Origin of the sequence: Ideonella flava (assembly GCF_051857595.1) — a bacterium.
In the GTDB taxonomy this organism is placed as follows: domain Bacteria; phylum Pseudomonadota; class Gammaproteobacteria; order Burkholderiales; family Burkholderiaceae_C; genus Ideonella.
In genome coordinates this window covers 243562-264324 of sequence record NZ_JBPZHD010000006.1, presented here as the reverse complement: position 1 = coordinate 264324, position 20763 = coordinate 243562, and the positions used below count along the sequence as shown (strand labels likewise).

The window sequence follows — 20763 nt, the reverse complement described above, 5'->3', positions numbered from 1 at the left end:
GACGCCTCATGGGATTCTTTCTCGAAACCCTTTTCGGCGGCCTGATGGCGGGCATGCTGTATTCGCTCATCGCGCTGGGCTTCGTGCTCATCTTCAAGGCCTCGGGCGTCTTCAACTTCGCCCAGGGCGCGATGGTGCTGTTCGCGGCGCTGGCGATGGCGCGCTTCTCGGAGTGGTATCCGAAGTGGCTGCACTTCGACAACGCGATCCTGGCGAACGTGATGGCCTTCGCGACGGCCATGCTGCTGATGGTCGCCGTCGCCTGGGTCATAGAGCGCTTCGTGCTCGGCAAGCTGGTCAACCAGGAGGGCATCACGCTGCTGATGGCCACGCTCGGCATCAGCTACTTCATGGACGGCTTCGGCCAGACCCTGTTCGGCTCGGACATCTACAAGATCGACATCGGCATGCCCAAGGACCCGATGTTCCTGCTCGAGAACACCTTCCAGGGCGGCGTGCTGGTCAACAAGGAAGACCTCTACGCCGCGCTCATCGCCGCGGCGCTGGTGGCGGGACTGAGCCTGTTCTTCCAGAAGACGGCCACCGGCCGGGCGCTGCGGGCGGTGGCCGACGACCACCAGGCTGCGCTGTCGATCGGCATCCCGCTGTCGCGCATCTGGGTCATCGTCTGGTCGGTCGCCGGCTTCGCGGCGCTGGTGGCCGGGATCATCTGGGGCAGCAAGCTCGGGGTGCAGTTCTCGCTGTCGCAGGTCGCCATGAAGGCGCTGCCCGTGGTCATCCTGGGCGGACTCACCTCGGTGCCGGGCGCGATCGTGGGCGGCCTGATCATCGGCGTCGGCGAGAAGCTGTCCGAGGTCTACATCGGGCCGTCGCTGGGCGGCGGAATCGAAATCTGGTTTGCCTACGTGCTCGCCTTGCTGTTCCTCCTGTTCAGGCCGCAAGGGCTGTTCGGCGAAAAGATCATTGACCGTGTATGACACGGGCAATGATCTTTCGGCGGCGGCTGACTTGGCTCAGCCAAGTCAAGCGAACAAAGTGAGCGGCCAGAGCCAAAAGATCATCTCGAAAGTAGCCAATGCTCTACAGAGAAAACGGCCAATTCAAGACCTCTTACCGGGCAGATCAGCAGATCTTTCCCGTGGTGCAGGACCGCGCCGTCATCCTGGCGCTCCTCGCCCTGGCCTTCGTCGCCGTGCCGTTCGTCTCCAGCGAGTACACGCTGCGCGCCATCTTCATCCCCTTCCTGATCCTGTCGCTCGCCGCGCTCGGCCTGAACATCCTCGTCGGCTACTGCGGCCAGATCTCGCTGGGCACCGGCGCCTTCATGGCGATAGGCGCGTACGGGGCCTACAACTTCTTCGTGCGGATCGACGGCATGCCGCTCATCGCGGCCCTGCTGCTCGGCGGCCTGTGCTCGACGGTGGTGGGGGTGCTGTTCGGCGTCCCCTCGCTGCGCATCCGCGGGCTGTACCTGGCGGTGGCGACGCTGGCGGCGCAGTTCTTCACCGACTGGGCCTTCCTGCGCATCCGCTGGTTCACCAACGACTCGTCGTCGGGCTCGGTCAGCGTGGCCGGCCTCAACGTCTTCGGCCTGCCCATCGATTCGCCGGCGCAGAAGTACCTGTTCTGCCTCGCCTTCGTGAGCGTGTTCGCGCTGATGGCCAAGAACCTGGTGCGCGGGCACATCGGCCGCGAGTGGATGGCCATGCGCGACATGGACGTGGCCGCCGCGGTGATCGGCATCCGGCCGGTCTACGCCAAGCTCTCGGCCTTCGCGGTCAGCTCCTTCATCGTCGGCGTGGCCGGGGGCCTGTGGGCCTTCGTGCACCTGGGCTCGTGGGAGCCGGCGGCCTTCTCGGTGGACCGCTCGTTCCAGCTGCTGTTCATGGTCATCATCGGCGGCCTGGGCTCGATCGCGGGCGCGTTCTTCGGCGCTGCCTTCATCGTGCTGCTGCCGATCTTCCTCGACGCCCTGCCCTCGGCGCTGGGCATCCCCATCGACACGGCCCTGGCCTCGCACCTGACCTCGATGATCTTCGGCGCGCTGATCGTGTTCTTCCTGATCGTCGAGCCGCACGGCATCGCGCGGCTTTGGTCGACCGCCCGCGAGAAGCTGCGGCTGTGGCCTTTCCCTCATTGATCAGACCCCCCAGTAAACGACTGCGTCATTCCCGCCCCAGGGTCAAGCAAAGTGGCAAAGCCACATTTGCTTGAGTTCCCGCGAAGCAGGATCCAAGAGAACCTGCCGCTTTCCATCCACCACCGGAGGTAGACATGTCGAACAAGTTCAAGACCCTGGCCAGCGCAGCCCTGCTCGCGGCCACCGGCCTGGCGGCGCTCACGCCGGCCGCGAGCTTCGCCCAGGCCAAGGAGCAGTTCTTCCCCCTGCTGGTCTACCGCACCGGGCCGTACGCGCCCAACGGCACGCCGTGGGCCAACGGCAAGCAGGACTACATCAAGATGATCAACGCCCGCGACGGCGGCATCAACGGCGTCAAGCTCACCTTCGAGGAGTGCGAGACCGGCTATGCCACCGACAAGGGCGTCGAGTGCTACGAGCGCCTGAAGGGCAAGGGCGCGAGCGTGATCGACCCGCAGGCCACCGGCATCACCTTCGCCCTGACCGACAAGGTCCCGAACGACAAGATCCCGCTGATCACGCTCGGCTACGGCCTGGCCGCCTCGCAGGATGGCGGCGTGTTCAAGTGGAACTTCCCGCTCATGGGCAGCTACTGGACGGCGGCCGACATCCTCATCCAGCACATCGCCAAGAAGGAAGGCGGGCTCGACAAGCTCAAGGGCAAGAAGATCGCGCTCGTCTACCACGACAGCCCCTTCGGCAAGGAGCCGATGCCGCTGCTGGAAGAGCGCTCGCGCGACCACGGCTTCGAGCTGCTGAAGATCCCCGTCACCGCGCCCGGTGTCGAGCAGAAGTCGGCCTGGCTGCAGGTGCGCCAGCAGCGACCCGACTACGTGCTGCTGTGGGGCTGGGGCGTGATGAACTCCACCGCGCTGAAGGAGGCCCAGGCCACCGGCTACCCGCGCGACAAGATGTATGGCGTCTGGTGGGCCGGCGCCGAGCCGGACGTGAAGGACGTGGGCGATGGCGCCAAGGGCTACAACGCACTCAACCTCAACACCTCCGGCCAGCAGCCCAAGGTCATCCAGGACATCCTCAAGCTCGTGCACGACAAGGGCCAGGGCACCGGCCCGCGCGACGAGGTCGGCTCCGTGCTCTACACCCGCGGCGTGATCATCCAGGCGATGGCGGTCGAGGCGGTGCGCCGCGCGCAGGAGCGCTTCGGCAAGGGCAAGGTGATGACCGGCGAGCAGGTGCGCTGGGGCCTGGAGAACCTCGCGCTGGACGACAAGAAGCTCGCCACGCTGGGCCTGACCGGCGTGATCCGGCCGCTGTCCACCTCCTGCCAGGACCACATGGGCTCGACCTGGGCGCGCGTGCACACCTGGGACGGCAGCAAGTGGGCCTTCAGCTCCGACTGGTACCAGGCGGATGAGCAAATCATTCGCCCCATGGTGAAGGCAGCAGCGGACAAGTACGCGGGGGACAAGAAGCTCACACGAAGGACACCGGAGGACTGCCAGTCGTGATGCCCGCTCTCAACCCCTTGTCCGCCGCAGGCGGCTGAACCTTGAGCACTCTCCCCTTCCCCTCTCGCCAGGCGAGAGGGGTCCGAGACACCCCCATCCCCCGCCAAGCGGGGGTGGCCCCTGCTGGGGCCTTCTTCGAAGCGCCGCACGCGGCACTTCGAAGAGCTAAGGGCCAGCGATGAGCAACATTCTCCTGAACGTCAACGGCATCGAGGTCATCTACAACCACGTGATCCTGGTGCTCAAGGGCGTGTCGCTGCAGGTCCCGGAGGGCCAGGTGGTGGCGCTGCTCGGCGGCAACGGCGCGGGCAAGACCACCACCTTGCGCGCGGTGAGCAACCTGCTGGCCGGCGAGCGGGGCGAGGTGACCAAAGGTTCGATAGCGCTGCGAGACGAACGCATCGAGAACCTGAGTCCCGGCGACATGGTCTCGCGCGGGGTGATCCAGGTGATGGAGGGGCGGCACTGCTTCGCCCACCTCACCATTGAAGAGAACCTGATGACCGGCGCCTACACCCGCCGCGACGGCAAGGCCGCGGTGGACGAGACGCTGGAGAAGGTCTACACCTACTTCCCCCGGCTGAAGACGCGGCGTGGCTCGCAAGCCGCCTACACCTCGGGCGGCGAGCAGCAGATGTGCGCCATCGGCCGCGCGCTGATGGCCAATCCGAAGATGGTGCTGCTCGACGAGCCCTCCATGGGCCTGGCGCCGCAGATCGTCGAGGAGGTGTTCGAGATCGTGAAGGACCTGAACCAGCGCGAAAAGGTCACCTTCCTGCTGGCCGAGCAGAACACCAACATCGCGCTGAAGTACGCCGACTACGGCTACATCCTCGAGAACGGCCGCATCGTGATGGATGGCCAGGCCCAGGCCCTGCGCGAGAACGAGGACGTGAAGGAGTTCTACCTCGGCGTGGGGGGCGGTGACCGCAAGAGCTTCCGCGATGTGAAGAGCTACAAGCGCCGCAAGCGTTGGCTGGCATGACCCGCCTCCGAAGCGCCTGCGGCGTGGCGGCTGGCGCCGAACGCGTCGAACAAACCATGGCGAACTGTTCATGAGCACGGACGATTTTTCATTTGCGCTGCCGCCGTTCAAGCCGGCCGACGCCCTGGTGCAGCTCAAGCGCAGCCTGAGGGACCTGCGCACGCTGAGCGAGCGGGGCGATGGCTACGAGCTCAAGGGCTCGAAGGTGATGGAGCTGGCGGCCGGCGACTCGACCATCGAGGCGAAGCTCGCCAGGCGCCCCTCGCGCCAGGTGCCGGAGTGGGACCGCTTCACGCTGGCCTCCAGCACCGAGGTGCGCAAGTTCACCGACGAGGTGAAGAAGCGCCTGGCACGCTGGACCGAGGAAGACAGATGAGCAGCAGCGCGTTCTACGACGCCCTGGAAGCGCGCCCCGCGTCCGAACGCGAGGCCGCCCTGCGCGCGGCACTGCCGGGCCTGGTGAGGCACGCGCAGGAGCGCACCGACGCCTTCGCGGATCTGCTTCGCGGGGTCGATGCCCACACCATCACCAGCCGCAAAGCGTTGGCGGCCCTGCCGGTCATCCGCAAGAGCGAGCTGCTGACCCGCCAGCAACGCGACCGCTCGAACGATCCGTTCGGCGGCTTCTCGGCCATCGGCTGGCGAGGCCTGACGCGACCGGCCGGCGCCAAGCGCGTCTTCCAGTCGCCCGGGCCCATCTACGAACCCGAGGGACACGCCGGCGACTACTGGCGCATGGCCCGCGCCATCCATGCCGCGGGCTTTCGTGCCGGCGACCTGGTGCACTGCAGCTTCAGCTACCACCTCACGCCCGCCGGCTCGATGATGGAGTCCGGCGCCCACGCCGTCGGCTGCACCGTCTTCGCCGGCGGCATCGGCAACACCGAGCTGCAGCTGCAGGCGGTGGCCGAGCTCAAGCCGCACGGCTACATCGGCACCCCCAGCTTCCTGCGCATCCTCCTGGAGAAGGCCGAGGCGGGCAGCATCCCGACCGATTCGCTGACGAAGGCGATGGTGGGCGGCGAGGCCCTCCCGCCGTCCCTGCGCGACTGGTTCGCGGCCCGCGGCGTGACGGCCTACCAGAGCTACGCCACGGCCGACCTCGGCCTCATCGCCTACGAGACGCCGGCGCGCGAAGGCCTGGTGGTCGACGAGGGCGTGATCGTCGAGATCGTGCGTCCGGGCACCGGCGACCCGGTGCCTGACGGCGAGGTCGGCGAAGTCGTCGTCACCACCTTGAATCCGGACTATCCGCTGGTGCGCTTCGGCACCGGCGACCTCTCGGCCGTGCTGCCCGGGCCCTGCCCCACCGGCCGCACCAACATGCGCATCCGCGGCTGGCTGGGCCGCGCGGACCAGACCGCCAAGGTCCGCGGCATGTTCGTCCACCCCGGCCAGGTGGCCGAGGTGCTGCGCCGGCACCCCGAGGCCGTCCGCGGGCGCCTGGTGGTCGAAGGCGAGATGGCCAACGACCGCATGACGCTGAAGGTCGAGGTCGCCGGCGGGCCCGAGGGCCTGGCCCACCGGATCGCCGACTCCGTGCGCGACGTCACCAAGCTGCGGGGTGACATCGAGCTGGTCGCCCCGGGCTCGCTGCCAAACGACGGCAAGGTCATCGAGGACGCCAGAAAGTACGACTAGGACGTCGGTTCCCGGCCGGCCACGGGGCCACTGAACAGTGGCCCGGCGCAGCCTGGCCTGGCCGCCTAGACTGGGCGGATGAAAATCGATTTCGTCTCCGATGTGGTTTGCCCGTGGTGCGCCGTGGGCCTGTATTCCCTCGAACGGGCGCTCGAACGCATCGGTGATGCGTTCGAAGTGGAGTTGCAGTTCCACCCCTTCGAGCTCAACCCACAGATGGCCCCCGAGGGCGAGGACATCGGCGAGCACCTGGGCCGCAAGTACGGCCTGGCGCCCGAGCAGCTGGCCCGCAACCGCGAGGGGCTTCGCCAGCGGGGTGAATCGGTCGGGTTCACCTTCGGCCCGCGCGACCGCATCTGGAACACCTTCGACGCGCATCGCCTGCTTCAATGGGCCGGGGTCGAGGGTCGCCAGCGGGAACTCAAGCACGCCCTGCTGCAGGCCTATCACGGCCGGGCCGAGAACGTGAGCGACCGCGAGGTGCTGGCCCGCCTGGCCGGCGAGGCCGGGCTCGACATCGAACAGGCCCGCGAGGTGCTCGCCTCCGGCCGCCATGCCGACGAGGTGCGGGCCGAAGAGCGGCACTGGCAGGAGATGGGCATAGACGGCGTGCCCGCCGTCATCATCGACGGCCAGTACCTCATCCAGGGTGGCCAGCCGCCTGAGGTCTTCGAGCAGGCGCTGCGGCGCATCGCCGAAGGCACGGCGGGCTGACCCGCGGCGCGCTCGTCAGCCCGTGAGCAGGAAGTCCTGCAGGCCCGGCCCTTGGCTGACGTGGGCCAGGAAGCTCAGCTCCTCGGCCGACACCGTGGCGTCGCCGTCCCGTGAAGTGAAGTAGAAGACGCCGGACTCGCTGCCCGAGCCGGCCACGAACAGCGCCGTGCGGCCGACCGCATAGCCCTGGTTGGCGCTGCCGATGGCGGCCGCGGCCGATTCGAGCGACAGGGCTCCGTCCACAGGCGTCGAGATGACGACCAGTTCGGCGCTCGCATCGAAGCCGCCCGGGCCCGCCACCGCGACCGCGCCCTCGAGATCGAGATCACCGTCGCCCACGGGCAAGGCCGACTGGCTGATGCCGATGTGATCGATCAGGGTCGCGAAGTCCGGCAGCTCCACGTCGTTGCGGCCGCCCGTTTCACGCGCTGCCAGCACGAAGGTATCGGACCCCGCGCCGCCCTCGAGCAGCGCGAGGGCGGCGTCGGTGGCCATCAAGCGGTCCAGGCCAGCACCGCCGTGCATTTCCACGTGGCTCCCGCCTCGGGCGGTGAGGGTGTCGTTGCCGAGCCCGCCGAACACCGCGGCGGCGGTCGCGGCCGAGACCGTCAGGTCATCGTTGCCTTCGCCCCCGGACACGGTGGCTGCGCTGCCCGCCGAGGCCATCACCCAGTCGTCGCCCAGGCCGGCATCCACGGCGATGAAGCTGGCGCTGGTGACTTCCGCCGTGTCCAGCCCGTCGCCGCACGACAGCTTGAGCCCGGTGGCGCCGGCCACGGCGATGACGTCGTTGCCGTCACCGGCGTCGACCTGGTAGCCGTTGCTGCCGCTGCCCGACCCGGTGATCGTGTCGTCCCCGAGGCCGCCGATGACGACCAGCCCCTGGTCGGTGTCGATCAGGTCGTTGCCGTCGCCGCCGCTGCAGAAGCTGCCGCCCTGGAGGGTGTCCTGCCCCGCGCCACCGTCGAGGCTGTCGCCGACATTCCTCGAGCCGTGCACGGGCCCGCCGACCAGCAGGTCGTCGCCGTCCTCGCCATAGAGGAAACCTCCGTGGGATCGCAGCGTATCGTCGCCTGCGCCGCCGTACAGCAGATCCGCATGGACGCTGCCGTCACCGCCCTCGATCGAATCGTCGCCCGCGCCGCCCACCAGCGTGTCGGCGATCCCGGCGGAGACGTGGAACGCGCCGACGATGGTGTCGTTGCCCTCCAGGCCGTCGAGCGACACGCTGCCGAAACTGGCGCTGAGCACGTTGTCCCGCGACGTCCCCGTGCCGTGCAGCAGGGAGTCGACGTCTCCGTCGAGCACCAGGTTCTCGATGAAAGGGTCCAGCACCCAGTCCACGCTGCTGATGACCGTGTCCACGCCGCCATCGGCCTTGTCCAGGGTCCGGTCCGCCGCATCGTCGACCCGGTAGGTGTCGTTGCCGAAGCCGCCGAGCAGCGTGTCCACGCCGGCACCGCCGTCGAGGTAGTCGTCACCGGCATTGCCGTAGAGCGAATCGTTGCCGAGGCCGCCTTGCAGGCTGTCGTCGCCGCGGCGCCCGCGCAGGGTGTCGTCGCCCTCGGTTCCCACCAGCGAGTCGGCCCCCTTGGTGCCCACGATGTCGTCGGGCCAGGGCCACCCTGCCTCATCCGCCGGCTCGACCGCACCGGCCCGCAGGAAAGGGCGAAACCACGTAAAGGCAGCCATGCTTCATCCCCTTGCGTCTGCCGGATGGACCCGGTCGACGCCACGGGGCAAAGGACGCGCCGGGCAGGCTGCGGGACGCGCGCGCGGCAGGTCAGCGCTCGACGATGACGAAGTGCTTGCGAAGGCGCTCGATCACTTCGAACGAGCCTTCGAAGCCGGGCGGAAGGAACACCGCCTGCCCGGGTCCGAAGGTTTCGGCGTGGCCGGCCGCGTCGTGCACGCGGCACAGGCCTTCCAGCACGATGAAGTACTCGTGCTCGCGGGGCCCGAAGGCGATGCGCCAGCGACCCGGCTCGCACTCCCAGAGGCCGGCCGAGACGCCCTCCGCGGCATGCTCGTACACCACCCAGGTGCGGCGCTCCGGGTCGCCGACCTCGCGTCGCTCGGGGCGGGGATGGTCGATCTCCGGCGGCGTGGCCGGCGCGGGGTCGAAGCGGATGACGCGGGGCGCGCTGGGGCTGCTGCTCATGATCTGGCGCAAGTGTTGGCGAGGAAGCTCGGCATTGTCCCGCCTCAGGGCCAGCCCCTACGTAGTTCCCGACAGGCCCCCACGATGGCGCACGACAGAATGGCCGCATCTGAAGGAGACCTCCATGAAGCGCTTCGCCCTTTCGCTCATCGCCGTCACGCTGGCCGGCACGGCCGCGGCCGAGTACCCCGAGAAGCCGATCACCCTGGTCGTGCCCTTCGCCGCCGGCGGCCCGACCGACAAGGTCGCGCGCGACCTGGCCGAGGCACTGCGCAAGCCGCTGGGCGGCCAGGCCATCGTGATCGAGAACGTCGGCGGCGCGGGCGGCACGCTGGGTGCCACCAAGGTCGCCAAGGCCGCGCCGGATGGCTACACCCTGCTGCTGCACCACATCGGCATGGCCACCTCGCCCGCCCTGTACCGCAACCTGCCGTACAAGACGCTGGACGACTTCGAGTACCTGGGCCTGGTCAACGAAGTGCCGATGACGGTGATCGGCCGTACCTCGCTGCCGGCCAACAACTACGCCGAGCTGGTCAAGTGGCTGGAGGCCAACAAGGGCAAGATCAACCTGGCCAACGCCGGCCTCGGCGCCGCCTCGCACCTGTGCGGCCTGCTCTTCCAGCAAAGCCTGAAGATCGACATGACCACCGTGCCCTACAAGGGCACCGCCCCGGCGATGACCGACCTGCTCGGCGGCCAGGTCGACCTCATGTGCGACCAGACCACCAACACCACCGGCCAGATCGAGACCGGCAAGGTCAAGGCCTTCGCCGTCACGACCACCAAGCGCCTGACCACGCCCAGCCTGGCCAAGCTGCCGACGCTGGACGAAGCCGGCCTGAAGGGCTTCAACGTGTCCATCTGGCACGGCCTGTACGCGCCGAAGGGCACGCCGAAGGCGGTGCTGGACAAGGTCAACGCCGCGCTGAAGACGGCACTGAAGGATGCGGACTTCGACAAGCGCGAAGAGGCCCTGGGCGCCGTGATCGTCACCGACGCCCGCGTCAACCCGGCTGAACACAAGAAGTTCGTCGAAGCCGAGATCAACAAGTGGGGCCCGGTCATCAAGGCCGCCGGCCAGTACGCCGACTGATCGTCTAAGACTGCCCGCCCCCAACGAAGGCGCCCTGCGGGGTGCCTTTTCTTTTGCCTGGCGGCTCTAGCGCGGTGACATGGCCTGCGCCCAGCCTGCATAAGTCTTGGGCAGCGGCGCCGCGTAGTCCCCGCGCTTGCTCGTCGCCAGGCCGAGCGACACCAGCGATTCGGCGAGCTTGACCGCTGCAGCCACGCCGTCGATCACCGGCACGCCCAGGCGCTGCTGGAGCGACGCGCAAAGGTCCGCCATGCCGGCGCAACCCAGCACGATGGCGCCGCTGCGGTCCTGCGCCAGCGCCCGCTCGGCGCTGTCGAGGATTCGCTCGAAGGCCCCGCTGCGCGGGTCGTCGAGCTCGAGCACGGGGATGTCGGTGCCATGGATCCCGCGGCAGCGCCGCTCGAAGCCGTACTGCAGCACCAGGTGCTCGGCGATCACGCAGGTGCGGGTCAGGGTCGTGACGACCGAGAAGCCGGTCGCCACCAGCGAAGCCAGATGAAACGCGGCTTCGGCGATGCCGATCACCGGCCCGCGTGCCAGCTCGCGCGCGGCGTGCAGGCCCGGGTCGCCGAAGCAGGCGATGACGTGGGCATCCGCACCGCCAGCCTCGCCCAGCCGCACCTGCTCGGCCACGCCGGCGGCGGCCCAGACCTCGTCGTGGTGGCCTTCGATCGAGGGCGGGCCGAAGCTGGGCTGCACCGCTTCGATCAAGGTGTCGCCCGAGGCCGCGGCTCGCGCAGCAGCGCCGATGCTCGCCGTCATGGCCGCGGTGGTGTTGGGATTGATGACGCGGATTCGCATGGGCAGGTCCTCGGGTTTGTATACAGGCTGACGACACGACAAGGCCGGCTTGAAGCAAGCCGCGCGCCCACCGAAGCGGCGTCCACGCCCCGAAAACGGGCAAGCGTCCCGAGCAACGGCGCAGGGCTGGTGCGCAGGCGGGCCGTGACGTGCCCCCCGCATTGGCATGTGGATTGCGTACAGGCCCGGCCATGCCCGCCGATACCCCGCTGGAGCTGGTCCACCTTGTCAAGCGTTATGGCGAAACGATCGCCGTCGATCGCATCACGCTGAAGATCGCCGCCGGCAGCTACTGCTGCCTGCTCGGCCCCTCGGGCTGCGGCAAGACCTCCACGCTGCGAATGATCGCCGGCCACGAGCAGGCCAGCGAGGGCGACATCCTCCTGGGCCATCGCAACATCACCAACCTGCCGGCCGCCGCGCGGGGCACGGCGATGATGTTCCAGAGCTATGCGCTGTTCCCGCACCTGAGCGCCCTGGACAACGTCGCCTTCAGCCTGAAGATGCGCGGCGTGCCCAAGGCCGAACGGCAGCGCAAGGCGGCCGAGCTGCTCGAGCGCGTTTCGCTCGGCGCGCTGGCGGCGCGCAAGCCGGCGGAGCTCTCGGGCGGGCAGCAGCAGCGCGTGGCACTGGCGCGGGCCCTCATCACCGAGCCTCGCGTGCTGCTGCTCGACGAGCCGCTGTCGGCGCTCGACCCCTTCTTGCGCATCCGGATGCGCGCCGAGCTGAAGGCCTGGCAGAAGAGCCTGGGCATGACCTTCGTCCACGTGACGCATTCGCAGGAGGAAGCCATGGCGCTGGCCGACCAGATCGTGGTGATGAACCAGGGCCGCATCGAGCAGGACGCAACCCCGCACACCGTGTTCAACGCCCCGCGCAGCGAGTTCGTCGCGCGCTTCATCGGCGGGCACAACGTGATCCCTTCGCCGGCCGGGCCACTGACCGTGCGGGCCGACAAGACCCGGTTGAGCCGCACAGCCCCGCCCACCGGCGAAAGCGCGCTGCCAGCCACGGTGCGTGCCGTCGAGTACCAGGGCAGCCATGTGCTGCTCACGCTGAGCAGCGAGACGGTGCCCGAGCTCAGCGTGATGCTGCCGGAGTCGCAGTTCGATGCCGCGCCCTGGCAGCCGGGCGACAGCGCCAACGCCCACTGGGACCCGGCCGACGTCCACCGACTCGCCGCCTGACCCGATCCCGGCCTCCCCGCCCCCACCCGCATCACCTGGAGAGAGAGAACGCCATGTCCGACACCCGCGACTCGCAACCCGCCGGCCCCCAGCGCCGCACCCTGCTCAAGGGCACGGCCGGCATCCTGGCCACCGGCCTTTTCCCCGCCGTGCACGCCCAGGAGAAGATCACCCTGCGCTACCTGGGCACCGCGGTGAACCAGGACAAGGCGATCGCCGACAAGTTCAAGGCCGACACCGGCATCGAGATCCAGTACGTCGCGGTCAACACCGACGAGGTGACCAAGCGTGCCGTCACCTCGCCCAACAGCTTCGACCTGATAGACACCGAGTTCTTCTCGCTCAAGAAGATCGTGCCGACCGGCAACTTGAAGGGCATAGACACCAAGCGCATCAAGAACGCCGACAAGATCACCACCCTGTTCACCACCGGCATGGTCGGGGGCAAGGCGGTGGGTGACCAGGGCACCGCGCCCAAGAAGGTGATCTACCTCGAAGGCGAGAAGAGCAAGACCTTCGCCAAGGCGCCCACCCAGTTCATGTCGCTGATCCCGACGGTCTACAACGCCGACACCCTCGGCATCCGGCCCGACCTGATCAAGCGCCCGATCGAGAGCTGGAAGGAACTGCTCAACCCGGAGTTCAAGGGCAAGGCCGCCATCCTCAACATCCCCTCGATCGGGATCATGGACGCGGCGATGGTGGTCGAGGCGCTGGGCCTGTACAAGTACCCCGACAAGGGGAACATGACCAAGAAGGAGATCGACCTCACCATCAAGACGCTGATCGAGGCCAAGAAGGCCGGCCAGTTCCGCTCGCTGTGGAAGGACTTCAACGAGAGCGTGAACCTGATGGCCTCGGGCGAGGTGGTGATCCAGTCGATGTGGTCGCCGGCCGTGACGGCCGTGCGCACCAAGGGCATCCCCTGCGTGTTCCAGCCGCTGAAGGAGGGCTACCGCGCCTGGGCCGCGGGCTTCGGACTGCCGGCCACGCTGAGCGGGCGCAAGCTCGACGGCGCCTACGAATTCATCAACTGGTTCCTTGACGGCTGGGCCGGTGCCTACCTGAACCGCCAGGGCTACTACAGCGCCGTGCTGGAGACGGCCAAGGCCAAGATGGAGGCCTACGAGTGGGCCTACTGGATGGAGGGCAAGCCCGCGACGCAGGACATCAAGGCGCCCAACGGCGAGCTGCTGGCCAAGGCGGGCAGCGTGCGCGATGGCGGCTCGTACGAGGCGCGCATGGGCGGCATCGCCTGCTGGAACGCGCTGATGGACGAGAACACCTACCTGATCCAGAAGTGGAATGAGTTCGTCGCGGCGTGACACCGTCGCGGCCTGGTGGCAGGCCGGGCCCTTCGCGGCGGTGCTGGCCTTCTTCTTCGTCGCACCGCTGCTGCTCATCTTCGCGGTGAGCTTCTGGCCCACCAGCGACTACGAGCTGGTGCCGGGCTTCACCGGGCAGAACTACGTCTCGATCTTCGAGGGCTGCAGCCACCTGGCCGAGCCCTGCGTCACGCTGAAGACCTACGCCTCGACGCTGGGCTTCTCGCTGATGACCTGGGCGGCGACGCTGGTGCTGGGCTTCGCCATCGCCTACTTCCTGGCCTTCCACGTGCGCACGCCGGCCATGCAGACGCTGCTGTTCGTGCTGTGCACCATCCCCTTCTGGACGAGCAACGTCATCCGCATGATCTCGTGGGTGCCCCTGCTCGGCCGCAACGGCCTGGTGAACCAGGGCCTGCTGGGCCTCGGGCTGGTGAACGAGCCGGTGGAGTGGCTGCTGTTCTCGCCCTTCTCGGTGGTGCTGGCCTTCGTCCACCTGAACACCATGTTCATGCTGGTGCCCATCTTCAACTCGATGATGCGCATAGACCGCTCGCTGCTGGAGGCCGCCGACGATGCCGGCGCCAGCGGCTGGCAGACGCTGTGGAACGTGGTGGTGCCGCTGTCGCGCACCGGCATCGTGATCGGCTCCATCTTCGTCATCACCGTCGTCATGGGCGACTTCGTCACCGTCGGGGTGATGGGCGGCCAGCAGATCGCCTCGGTCGGCAAGGTGATCCAGGTGCAGACGAGCTACCTGCAGTTCCCGCTCGCCGCGGCCAATGCCGTCGTGCTGCTCGTGGCGGTGCTGATGATCATCGCGGCCCTGACCCGCATGGTCGATCTGCGCAAGGAGCTCTAAGTGATTCGCGATCGCCGGGCTCCCGGCTTCTGGCCGCTGGCCATCTTGTTCGGCCTGTTCCTGCTGTTCCTCTACGGCCCGGTGATCACGATCTTCGTGCTCAGCTTCCAGGGGCCGCAGGGCGGCCTCACCTTCCCGATGCGCGGGCTCTCCCTGCACTGGTACCAGGTGCTGTGGCAGGGCCTGGGCGTGGTCGACATAGGCGCCGCGCTGCGCCGCTCGCTGGCGCTGGGCACGGTCGTGATGGCGCTGACCGTGCTGCTTTCGCTGGCGGCCGGGATGGCCTTTCGCAAGCGGCTCGCCGGCGGCCAGGCCTTGTTCTACGTCACGGTGGCCAGCCTCATCATGCCGTCGATCATCGTCTCGCTCGGCATCGGGTTGCAGTTCCGGCTGATCGACAGCGGCCTGAAGTGGCTGCTCGAAGCGGCCGGAGCGACGGGCCTGCTCGAGAGCTACACCACCTCGCTCGGCCTTTTCACCTCGGGCCTCGGCGCCCACCTGACGTGGACGCTGCCCTTCGGCCTGCTCATCATGTTCGCCGTGTTCAACCGCTTCAACCCGGCCTATGAGGAGGCGGCGCTGGACCTCGGCGCCACGCCCTGGCAGACCTTCCGTCACGTGGTGCTGCCGATGATCGCGCCGTCGGTGGTCGGCATAGGCATGTGCGGCTTCACCCTCAGCTGGGACGAGATCGCGAGATCGTCGCAGGCCATCGGCGACCTGAACACGCTGCCGCTGGAACTGCAGGGCCTGACGACCACCGTCACCACGCCGGCCATCTATGCGCTGGGCACGGTGACGACCGGCGTCTCGCTGCTGGTGATCGTGCTGGCCCTGCTCGCCGCCCGCGCGATGAGGCGCCGCCACGCCGCGTGACATGGCCGAAGACGCGACGCCGGTGGCCGCCGACCGCGTCTATGGCGCGATCTACGACGCCATCGTCGACCATCGGCTCGCGCCCGGCGCGCGCCTGCGCGAGGAGGAGCTGGCCCAGGCCTTCGCCGTCTCGCGCACGCTCGTGCGCCAGGCCCTGCACCAGCTGGCGCAAGATGGCGTCGTCGTGCTGCGGCCCCACCGCGGCGCGCAAGTGCCCGAGCCGACGCGCGAGGAAGGTGCCCATGTGTTCGACGCCCGCCGCGTCATCGAATGCGAGGTCGTGCGCCGCCTGGCCGGGCAGCTCGGGGCGCAGCAGCGCGAGGAGCTCCAGCGGATCGTCGCCGCCGAGGCCCGCGCCATCGCGGCCGGCGACCAGCGAGAGGCGATCCGCCTGTCCGGCGTCTTCCACCTGGAGCTGGCCCGCCTGGCCGGCAATCCCTTGTTCGTGCGCATGCTGGAAGAGCTGCTGCCCACCACCTCCTTGCTGATCGCGCAGTACAAGGCGGCGGGCGAGCCCATGTGCGTGGCGCATGGGCACCAGGCGCTGCTGGACGTGCTGGGCCAAGGCAGCAGCGCGCGATGCGCCACCGAGATGCGCAGGCATCTGAGCGAAATCGAGCGCTCGCTGGACCGGCCGCCGGGCCGCGCGGCCACGCCGCTGCGCGATGTCTTCGGCGGCTACCGCGAGCGGCGCTGAACGGGCCGGAGATTCACCGCCCCGACAGCGCCTCCCAGCGCTCCAGCAGCCCCATCAGCTCGTCCTCGATCTGCGCATGGCGCGCGGTCACCTCGGCGATGCGCTGCGGTGATTCGGTGTACAGCGCCGTGCCGCCGATCAAGGCCGCCAGCTGCGCCTGCTCGGCTTCGAGCGCCTCGATCTTCGCCGGCAGCTCGTCCAGCTCGCGCTGGTCCTTGTAGCTGAGCTTGTTGCTGCGGCGCGGTGCGGCGGGGGCGGCCGCCGGCTGGGCGGACTTGGCTGCGGGCGCCGGGCGCGATGCCGCCTCGAGGGCCGCCGCGCGCGCGGCCTGGGCCTGCCAGTCGGCGATGCCACCTTCGTACTCTCTCCATCGGCCCTCGCCTTCGGCCACCACGGTGCTGGTCACCACGTTGTCGACGAAGCGGCGATCGTGGCTGACCAGGAAGACCGTGCCGTCGTAGTCCTGCAGCAGCTCTTCCAGCAGCTCCAGCGTCTCGATGTCGAGGTCGTTGGTCGGCTCGTCGAGCACCAGCACGTTGGCGGGCCGGGCGAACAGCCGCGCCAGCAGCAGGCGGTTGCGCTCGCCGCCCGACAGGCTCTTGACCGGCGAGTTGGCGCGCTGCGGCGCGAAGAGGAAGTCGCCCAGGTAGCTCATCACGTGCTTGCGCTGCGAGCCGATCTCGATCCATTCGCTGCCCGGGCTGATGGTGTCGGCCAGCGTCTTCTCGTCGTCCAGCACTTCGCGCATCTGGTCGAAGTAGGCGACCTGCAGGTTGGCGCCAGTGCGCACGGTGCCGCTGTCCGGGGCGAGCTGGCCGAGGATGAGCTTCAGCAGCGTGGTCTTGCCGGCGCCGTTGGGGCCGACGAGGCCGACCTTGTCGCGGCGCAGGAAGATGGCCGAGAAGTCGCTCACCACCGGCTTGCCAGCGAAGGACTTGGACACGCCCTCCAGCTCGGCGACCAGCTTGCCCGAGGCCGAGCCGCGGTCGATGTCGAGCCGTACCTTGCCCTGCTGCTCGCGCCGGGCCCGGTGCTCCTCGCGCAGCTTCATCAGGCGCTGCACGCGCGCGACGCTGCGGGTGCGCCGCGCCTCCACGCCCTTGCGGATCCACACCTCCTCCTGCGCGAGCAGCTTGTCGAAGCGGGCGTTGGCCAGGGCTTCGGCTTCCAGCTCGCGCTGCTTGGCGGCCTCGAAGGCGGCGAAGTTGCCGGGGTAGCCGTGCAGGTTGCCCCGGTCGAGCTCGACGATGCGGGTCGCCACGTCATCGAGGAAGGCGCGATCGTGGGTGATCAGCACCAGTGCGCCGCGGAAGGCCTTGAGCAGGCCGGCGAGCCAGTCGATGGCGTCGAGGTCCAGGTGGTTGGTGGGCTCGTCGAGCAGCAGCACGTCGGGCTGCTCGACCAGCGCACGGGCCAGCGCGACCCGCTTCTTGGTGCCGCCGGACAGCTGCGAGATCACGCCGGCGGGGTCCAGCCTCAGGCGCTGCAGGGTCTGGTCGACGCGCTGCTCCCAGGTCCAGCCGTCCAGGGCCTCCAGGCGGGTCTGCAGGGCATCGAGGTCATCGCCAGGCGCATGGGCCTCGAAGCGGGCACGCAGCGCGCGCGCTTCGGCGACGCCCTCGGCAACCGTGTCGAAGACCGTCTTCGTCTCGTCGAAGTGAGGTTCCTGCGGCACGTAGACCACGCGGACGCCCGACTGCACCTGCAGCACGCCGTCGTCGGGCCGGTCCATGCCGGCCAGGATCTTCAGCAGTGAGGACTTGCCGGTGCCGTTGCGGCCGATGAGGCCGACGCGCTCGCCGGATTCGAGCGAGAAATCCGCCCCGTCGAGCAGGGGCACGTGGCCGAAGGCGAGGTGGGCGTTGGAAAGGGTCAGGAGGGCCATGGGCCCGATTGTCCCCGGCCCGGGGTCACGAAACGCGCAGCGCGGCCTGCAGGGCGTCGATGAACATCGCCGCGACGTCGAATCCGGCCTGATCCGCGATCTCCTGGAAGCAGGTCGGGCTGGTGACGTTGATCTCGGTGAGCTGCTCGCCGATCACGTCCAGGCCGATCAACAGCAGGCCGCGTGCGAACAACTTCGGCCCGAGCGCTTCGGCGATCTCGCGGTCGCGCGCCGTCAGCGGCTGCGCCACGCCCTTGCCGCCCGCGGCGAGATTGCCGCGCACCTCGTTGCCCTGCGGGATGCGGGCCAGCGAGAAAGGCACCGGCTGGCCGCCGATCACCAGCACCCGCTTGTCGCCCTGGCTGATGGCCGGCAGGTACTTCTGCACCATCACCGTCTGCGCGCCGTGGCGGTTCAGCGTCTCGATGACGCTGCCCAGGTTGAGGCCATCTTCCTTGACACGGAAGATGCCCATGCCGCCCATGCCGTCCAGCGGCTTGAGGATCACGTCGCGGTGCTCGTCATGAAAGGCGCGGATGTCGGCCGCGTTGCGCGTGACCAGCGTCGGGGCGATGAACTCGGGGAACTCGAGGATGGCCAGCTTCTCGGGGTGGTCTCGCAGCGCCCGCGGCGAGTTGAAGACCCGGGCGCCTTCGGCCTCGGCGCGCTCCAGCAGGTGGGTGGCGTAGAAGTACTCGCTGTCGAAGGGCGGATCCTGTCGCATCAGCACCGCGTCGAAATCGGCCAGGGCTGCGCGGTCCTCCTCCTCGACCTTGAACCAGTCGTGCACCCCGTAGCCGTGGGCGCCGGTGAGCGTGATGTGGCGCACATGGGCTTCGACTTTGCTGCCGCGCCGCCAGGACAGCTCGTGCGGCTCGCAGGCGTACAGCGCATGGCCACGCCGGGCCGCCTCGCGCATCATCGCGAAGGTCGAGTCCTTGTGGATCTTGAACCCGGCCAGCGGGTCGGCGACGAAGAGCAGTTTCATGAGGCGGAAGTGTGCCCCGAAGCGGCCGCCCTGCGCCGGCGGGGGGTCAGGCGGCCGGGACCGGCTCGGTGCGCGTGTTCAGCCAGGCCAGTGCATCTCCACTGAGCTGGGGCGCGAGGCGTTCGCGCACCATGGCGTGATAACGATTGAGCCAGTCGATCTCATCGGCCCGCAGGATGCTGAAGTCGAGGCAGCGGGTGTCTATGGGACACAGCGTCAGCGTCTCGAACTCGAGGAACTCGCCGAACTCGCTGGACGGCGCCGGCACGTTGAGCACCAGGTTCTCTATCCGCACGCCCCAGCGGCCCGGCTTGTACAGCCCCGGCTCGATCGAGGTGATCATGCCGGGCTCCATCGCCATGGTCGTGTCGGGCACGGCCTTGCTGATCGACTGCGGGCCCTCGTGCACGTTGAGGAAGTAGCCGACGCCGTGGCCCGTGCCATGGCCGTATTCCAGGCTCTCGGCCCACAGCGGCGCGCGGGCCAGCGCATCCAGCATGGGGCTCAAGGTGCCGCGCGGGAAGCGTGCGCGGCTGAGCTGCATCGTGCCCTTGAGCACCAGGGTGTAGTCACGCTTCTGCTCGTCCGAGGGCGTGCCTACGGGCCAGACGCGGGTGATGTCGGTGGTGCCGCCCGTGTACTGCGCGCCCGAATCGATGAGCAGCAGGCCGTCGCCTTCGATCACCGCGTGATGCTCCGGCGTGGCGCGGTAGTGCGGCATCGCGCCGTTGGCATTGAAGCCGGCGATGGTGGGGAAGCTCAGTCCCACGAAGCCGCGGCGCTGCGCCCGCTCGGCGCTCAGCTTTTCGTCGATGGTCAGTTCGGTGATGCGCTCGCCGCGCGCCAGCGCCGGCTCCAGCCAGGCGTAGAAGGCGCACATCGCGGCACCGTCCTCTTCCATCGCCTGGCGGATGAAGGCGGCCTCGGCCGCGGTCTTGCGGCTCTTCATCAGGGTGCTGGGGTTGATGGCCTCGATCACCGTCAGGTTGCCGGGCGCGGCCTCGCGCAGGCCGAGCGTGACGCGCTTGGGATCCAGCAGCAGGCGGGCGCCGGGGCCGAGCGCGCCCAGCGCAGCCGGCGCCTGGCCGTAGTCGGCGAGCGCGATGCCCTCGGCGGCGAGCTTCGCCGCCAGCGAGTCGTCCAGCTTCCCGGCGCCGACGAAGAGCGTGGCGTCGTGGTGACTGAGCAGCAGGTGGGCGAGGAAGACCGGGTTGTATTCGACGTCGGCCCCGCGCAGGTTGGTGATCCAGGCGATGTCGTCGACGGTGGAGACGAAGTGGTGGGTGGCGCCCAGGCGCGCCATCGCCTCGCGCAGCAGGGCCAGCTTGGCCGGGCGCCCCACCGCCGCCTGGGGCGCGGCGTGTTCGTAGACCGTGCCGGTCGGCAGGCCGGGGCGCTCGGCCCAGGCGGCCTCGAGCAGGTCGGCATCGGTCAGCAGGCGGATGCCGGCGCGTTCGCACATCGCCCGCAGCTGCTGCGCCGCGGCCAGCCCGAGCACCTGCCCATCCACCGCCAGCGCCTGGCCCTTCTTGACGTGCTCGGCGATCCAGTCCACGTGGTGGGTGGCCGCGCTGGTGGGGATCCTGACGAGCGCGATGCCGCTGCCTTGCAGCTCGGTTTCGGCCTGCGTCCAGTAGCGGCTGTCGGCGAACAGCGCCGCCTCGCCGATGGTGACCACCAGGGTGCCCATGGAGCCGCTGAAGCCGGAGAACCACTCGCGGCCCTGCCAGCGGCCGGGCAGGTATTCGGACAGGTGCGGGTCGCTCGACGGCACCAGCACCGCATCCACCTGGTTCGCGGCCATCACCTCGCGCAGACGGGCAATTCGAAGGCGGGCGGGGGCGGTGCGGGTGTCCATGCGCGGGCTCCTGAAGATGGCCGATCGATTCTAGGAGGCGCCCGTCCGAAGGAAATTCCGAAAACCCATGCCGAAAGCCCCGCCCGCCGCATCCTTCGCCAAATAGGCGCCGTAACA

The 20763-nt window shown here is 68.9% G+C and carries 19 protein-coding genes; 13 read left to right on the top strand and 6 right to left on the bottom strand.

The genetic code is table 11. The features are described from left to right. The first annotated feature begins 8 nt into the window (after positions 1-8). From ACS5PM_RS14985 to ACS5PM_RS14955, 7 genes are all read left to right on the top strand, one after another. Entirely contained in the window at positions 9-938 is a 930-nt protein-coding gene (locus ACS5PM_RS14985) for a branched-chain amino acid ABC transporter permease (RefSeq protein ID WP_439388448.1), read from the top strand. Positions 939-1036: 98 nt separating this feature from the next. After that, positions 1037-2101, top strand: a complete 1065-nt coding sequence (locus ACS5PM_RS14980) for a branched-chain amino acid ABC transporter permease (RefSeq protein WP_439388447.1) — start codon at positions 1037-1039, stop codon at positions 2099-2101. A gap of 134 nt (positions 2102-2235) precedes the next feature. Beyond that, the gene (locus tag ACS5PM_RS14975; protein WP_439388446.1) at positions 2236-3570 is read left to right on the top strand and encodes an ABC transporter substrate-binding protein; all 1335 of its coding nucleotides are present in this window, start codon (positions 2236-2238) and stop codon (positions 3568-3570) included. 178 nt (positions 3571-3748) lie between these two features. Next, positions 3749-4555: an ABC transporter ATP-binding protein gene (locus ACS5PM_RS14970; protein ID WP_439388445.1), complete on the top strand. Its 807-nt coding sequence runs from the start codon at positions 3749-3751 to the stop codon at positions 4553-4555. 70 nt (positions 4556-4625) lie between these two features. Beyond that, the gene (locus ACS5PM_RS14965) at positions 4626-4931 is read left to right on the top strand and encodes a hypothetical protein (protein WP_439388444.1); all 306 of its coding nucleotides are present in this window, start codon (positions 4626-4628) and stop codon (positions 4929-4931) included. Then, positions 4928-6196 (top strand): phenylacetate--CoA ligase family protein, encoded by a 1269-nt coding sequence (locus ACS5PM_RS14960; protein ID WP_439388443.1) that lies wholly within the window; start codon positions 4928-4930, stop codon positions 6194-6196. The genes ACS5PM_RS14965 and ACS5PM_RS14960 overlap by 4 nt, the downstream gene beginning before the upstream one ends. A gap of 78 nt (positions 6197-6274) precedes the next feature. Next, positions 6275-6910, top strand: coding sequence for a DsbA family oxidoreductase (locus tag ACS5PM_RS14955; RefSeq protein ID WP_439388442.1), 636 nt, complete (start codon positions 6275-6277; stop codon positions 6908-6910). A gap of 15 nt (positions 6911-6925) precedes the next feature. Here ACS5PM_RS14955 and ACS5PM_RS14950 read toward each other — a convergent pair whose 3' ends face one another. Next, positions 6926-8602: a calcium-binding protein gene (locus ACS5PM_RS14950; RefSeq protein WP_439388441.1), complete on the bottom strand. Its 1677-nt coding sequence runs from the start codon at positions 8600-8602 to the stop codon at positions 6926-6928. A gap of 91 nt (positions 8603-8693) precedes the next feature. Further along, positions 8694-9071: a cupin domain-containing protein gene (locus ACS5PM_RS14945; RefSeq protein WP_439388440.1), complete on the bottom strand. Its 378-nt coding sequence runs from the start codon at positions 9069-9071 to the stop codon at positions 8694-8696. Between the two features lie 124 nt (positions 9072-9195). Between ACS5PM_RS14945 and ACS5PM_RS14940 the strand changes: the two genes are divergently transcribed. Then, complete coding sequence (locus ACS5PM_RS14940; RefSeq protein ID WP_439388439.1) at positions 9196-10167, top strand: tripartite tricarboxylate transporter substrate-binding protein; 972 nt, start codon at positions 9196-9198, stop codon at positions 10165-10167. A 66-nt stretch (positions 10168-10233) separates the two neighbouring features. Here the strand turns inward: ACS5PM_RS14940 and ACS5PM_RS14935 are convergent, their stop codons facing one another. Beyond that, positions 10234-10968 (bottom strand): aspartate/glutamate racemase family protein, encoded by a 735-nt coding sequence (locus tag ACS5PM_RS14935; protein ID WP_439388438.1) that lies wholly within the window; start codon positions 10966-10968, stop codon positions 10234-10236. A 191-nt stretch (positions 10969-11159) separates the two neighbouring features. Here ACS5PM_RS14935 and ACS5PM_RS14930 point away from each other — a divergent pair, with 191 nt between their 5' ends. Genes ACS5PM_RS14930 through ACS5PM_RS14910 form a run of 5 tightly spaced genes read left to right on the top strand, consistent with a single transcriptional unit; the run spans position 11160 to position 15915 of the window. Beyond that, the gene (locus ACS5PM_RS14930; protein WP_439388437.1) at positions 11160-12155 is read left to right on the top strand and encodes an ABC transporter ATP-binding protein; all 996 of its coding nucleotides are present in this window, start codon (positions 11160-11162) and stop codon (positions 12153-12155) included. 53 nt (positions 12156-12208) lie between these two features. Further along, on the top strand, positions 12209-13480 hold the full coding sequence (locus ACS5PM_RS14925) for an ABC transporter substrate-binding protein (RefSeq protein ID WP_439388436.1): 1272 nt from the start codon (positions 12209-12211) through the stop codon (positions 13478-13480). Then, positions 13461-14342, top strand: a complete 882-nt coding sequence (locus tag ACS5PM_RS14920; protein ID WP_439388435.1) for an ABC transporter permease — start codon at positions 13461-13463, stop codon at positions 14340-14342. Before ACS5PM_RS14925 ends, ACS5PM_RS14920 begins: the two co-directional genes overlap by 20 nt. Further along, positions 14343-15218, top strand: a complete 876-nt coding sequence (locus ACS5PM_RS14915) for an ABC transporter permease (RefSeq protein WP_439388434.1) — start codon at positions 14343-14345, stop codon at positions 15216-15218. A 1-nt stretch (position 15219) separates the two neighbouring features. Further along, positions 15220-15915 carry a GntR family transcriptional regulator gene (locus ACS5PM_RS14910; RefSeq protein ID WP_439388433.1) on the top strand — a complete coding sequence of 232 codons (696 nt, stop codon included), beginning with the start codon at positions 15220-15222 and terminating at the stop codon, positions 15913-15915. Between the two features lie 13 nt (positions 15916-15928). On the opposite strand, the gene ACS5PM_RS14905 is transcribed toward ACS5PM_RS14910, so the two are convergent. From ACS5PM_RS14905 to ACS5PM_RS14895, 3 genes are read right to left on the bottom strand one after another with little or no spacing between them, the layout of a single operon-like run. After that, entirely contained in the window at positions 15929-17800 is a 1872-nt protein-coding gene (locus ACS5PM_RS14905) for an ATP-binding cassette domain-containing protein (RefSeq protein WP_439388432.1), read from the bottom strand. A gap of 25 nt (positions 17801-17825) precedes the next feature. After that, positions 17826-18788 carry a glutathione synthase gene (gshB, locus tag ACS5PM_RS14900; protein ID WP_439388431.1) on the bottom strand — a complete coding sequence of 321 codons (963 nt, stop codon included), beginning with the start codon at positions 18786-18788 and terminating at the stop codon, positions 17826-17828. A 46-nt stretch (positions 18789-18834) separates the two neighbouring features. Then, on the bottom strand, positions 18835-20646 hold the full coding sequence (locus ACS5PM_RS14895; RefSeq protein ID WP_439388430.1) for an aminopeptidase P family protein: 1812 nt from the start codon (positions 20644-20646) through the stop codon (positions 18835-18837). Positions 20647-20763 lie beyond the last annotated feature (117 nt).

Coding starts and splice junctions, on each gene's coding strand:
- ACS5PM_RS14895 (WP_439388430.1), bottom strand. CDS start 20,646: ATGGACACCCGCACCGCCCCCGCCCGCCTTCGAATTGCCCGTCTGCGC.
- ACS5PM_RS14980 (WP_439388447.1), top strand. CDS start 1,037: ATGCTCTACAGAGAAAACGGCCAATTCAAGACCTCTTACCGGGCAGAT.
- ACS5PM_RS14940 (WP_439388439.1), top strand. CDS start 9,196: ATGAAGCGCTTCGCCCTTTCGCTCATCGCCGTCACGCTGGCCGGCACG.
- ACS5PM_RS14905 (WP_439388432.1), bottom strand. CDS start 17,800: ATGGCCCTCCTGACCCTTTCCAACGCCCACCTCGCCTTCGGCCACGTG.
- ACS5PM_RS14975 (WP_439388446.1), top strand. CDS start 2,236: ATGTCGAACAAGTTCAAGACCCTGGCCAGCGCAGCCCTGCTCGCGGCC.
- ACS5PM_RS14930 (WP_439388437.1), top strand. CDS start 11,160: ATGCCCGCCGATACCCCGCTGGAGCTGGTCCACCTTGTCAAGCGTTAT.
- ACS5PM_RS14960 (WP_439388443.1), top strand. CDS start 4,928: ATGAGCAGCAGCGCGTTCTACGACGCCCTGGAAGCGCGCCCCGCGTCC.
- ACS5PM_RS14920 (WP_439388435.1), top strand. CDS start 13,461: ATGAGTTCGTCGCGGCGTGACACCGTCGCGGCCTGGTGGCAGGCCGGG.
- ACS5PM_RS14965 (WP_439388444.1), top strand. CDS start 4,626: ATGAGCACGGACGATTTTTCATTTGCGCTGCCGCCGTTCAAGCCGGCC.
- ACS5PM_RS14910 (WP_439388433.1), top strand. CDS start 15,220: ATGGCCGAAGACGCGACGCCGGTGGCCGCCGACCGCGTCTATGGCGCG.
- ACS5PM_RS14955 (WP_439388442.1), top strand. CDS start 6,275: ATGAAAATCGATTTCGTCTCCGATGTGGTTTGCCCGTGGTGCGCCGTG.
- ACS5PM_RS14925 (WP_439388436.1), top strand. CDS start 12,209: ATGTCCGACACCCGCGACTCGCAACCCGCCGGCCCCCAGCGCCGCACC.
- ACS5PM_RS14970 (WP_439388445.1), top strand. CDS start 3,749: ATGAGCAACATTCTCCTGAACGTCAACGGCATCGAGGTCATCTACAAC.
- gshB (WP_439388431.1), bottom strand. CDS start 18,788: ATGAAACTGCTCTTCGTCGCCGACCCGCTGGCCGGGTTCAAGATCCAC.
- ACS5PM_RS14945 (WP_439388440.1), bottom strand. CDS start 9,071: ATGAGCAGCAGCCCCAGCGCGCCCCGCGTCATCCGCTTCGACCCCGCG.
- ACS5PM_RS14950 (WP_439388441.1), bottom strand. CDS start 8,602: ATGGCTGCCTTTACGTGGTTTCGCCCTTTCCTGCGGGCCGGTGCGGTC.
- ACS5PM_RS14985 (WP_439388448.1), top strand. CDS start 9: ATGGGATTCTTTCTCGAAACCCTTTTCGGCGGCCTGATGGCGGGCATG.
- ACS5PM_RS14935 (WP_439388438.1), bottom strand. CDS start 10,968: ATGCGAATCCGCGTCATCAATCCCAACACCACCGCGGCCATGACGGCG.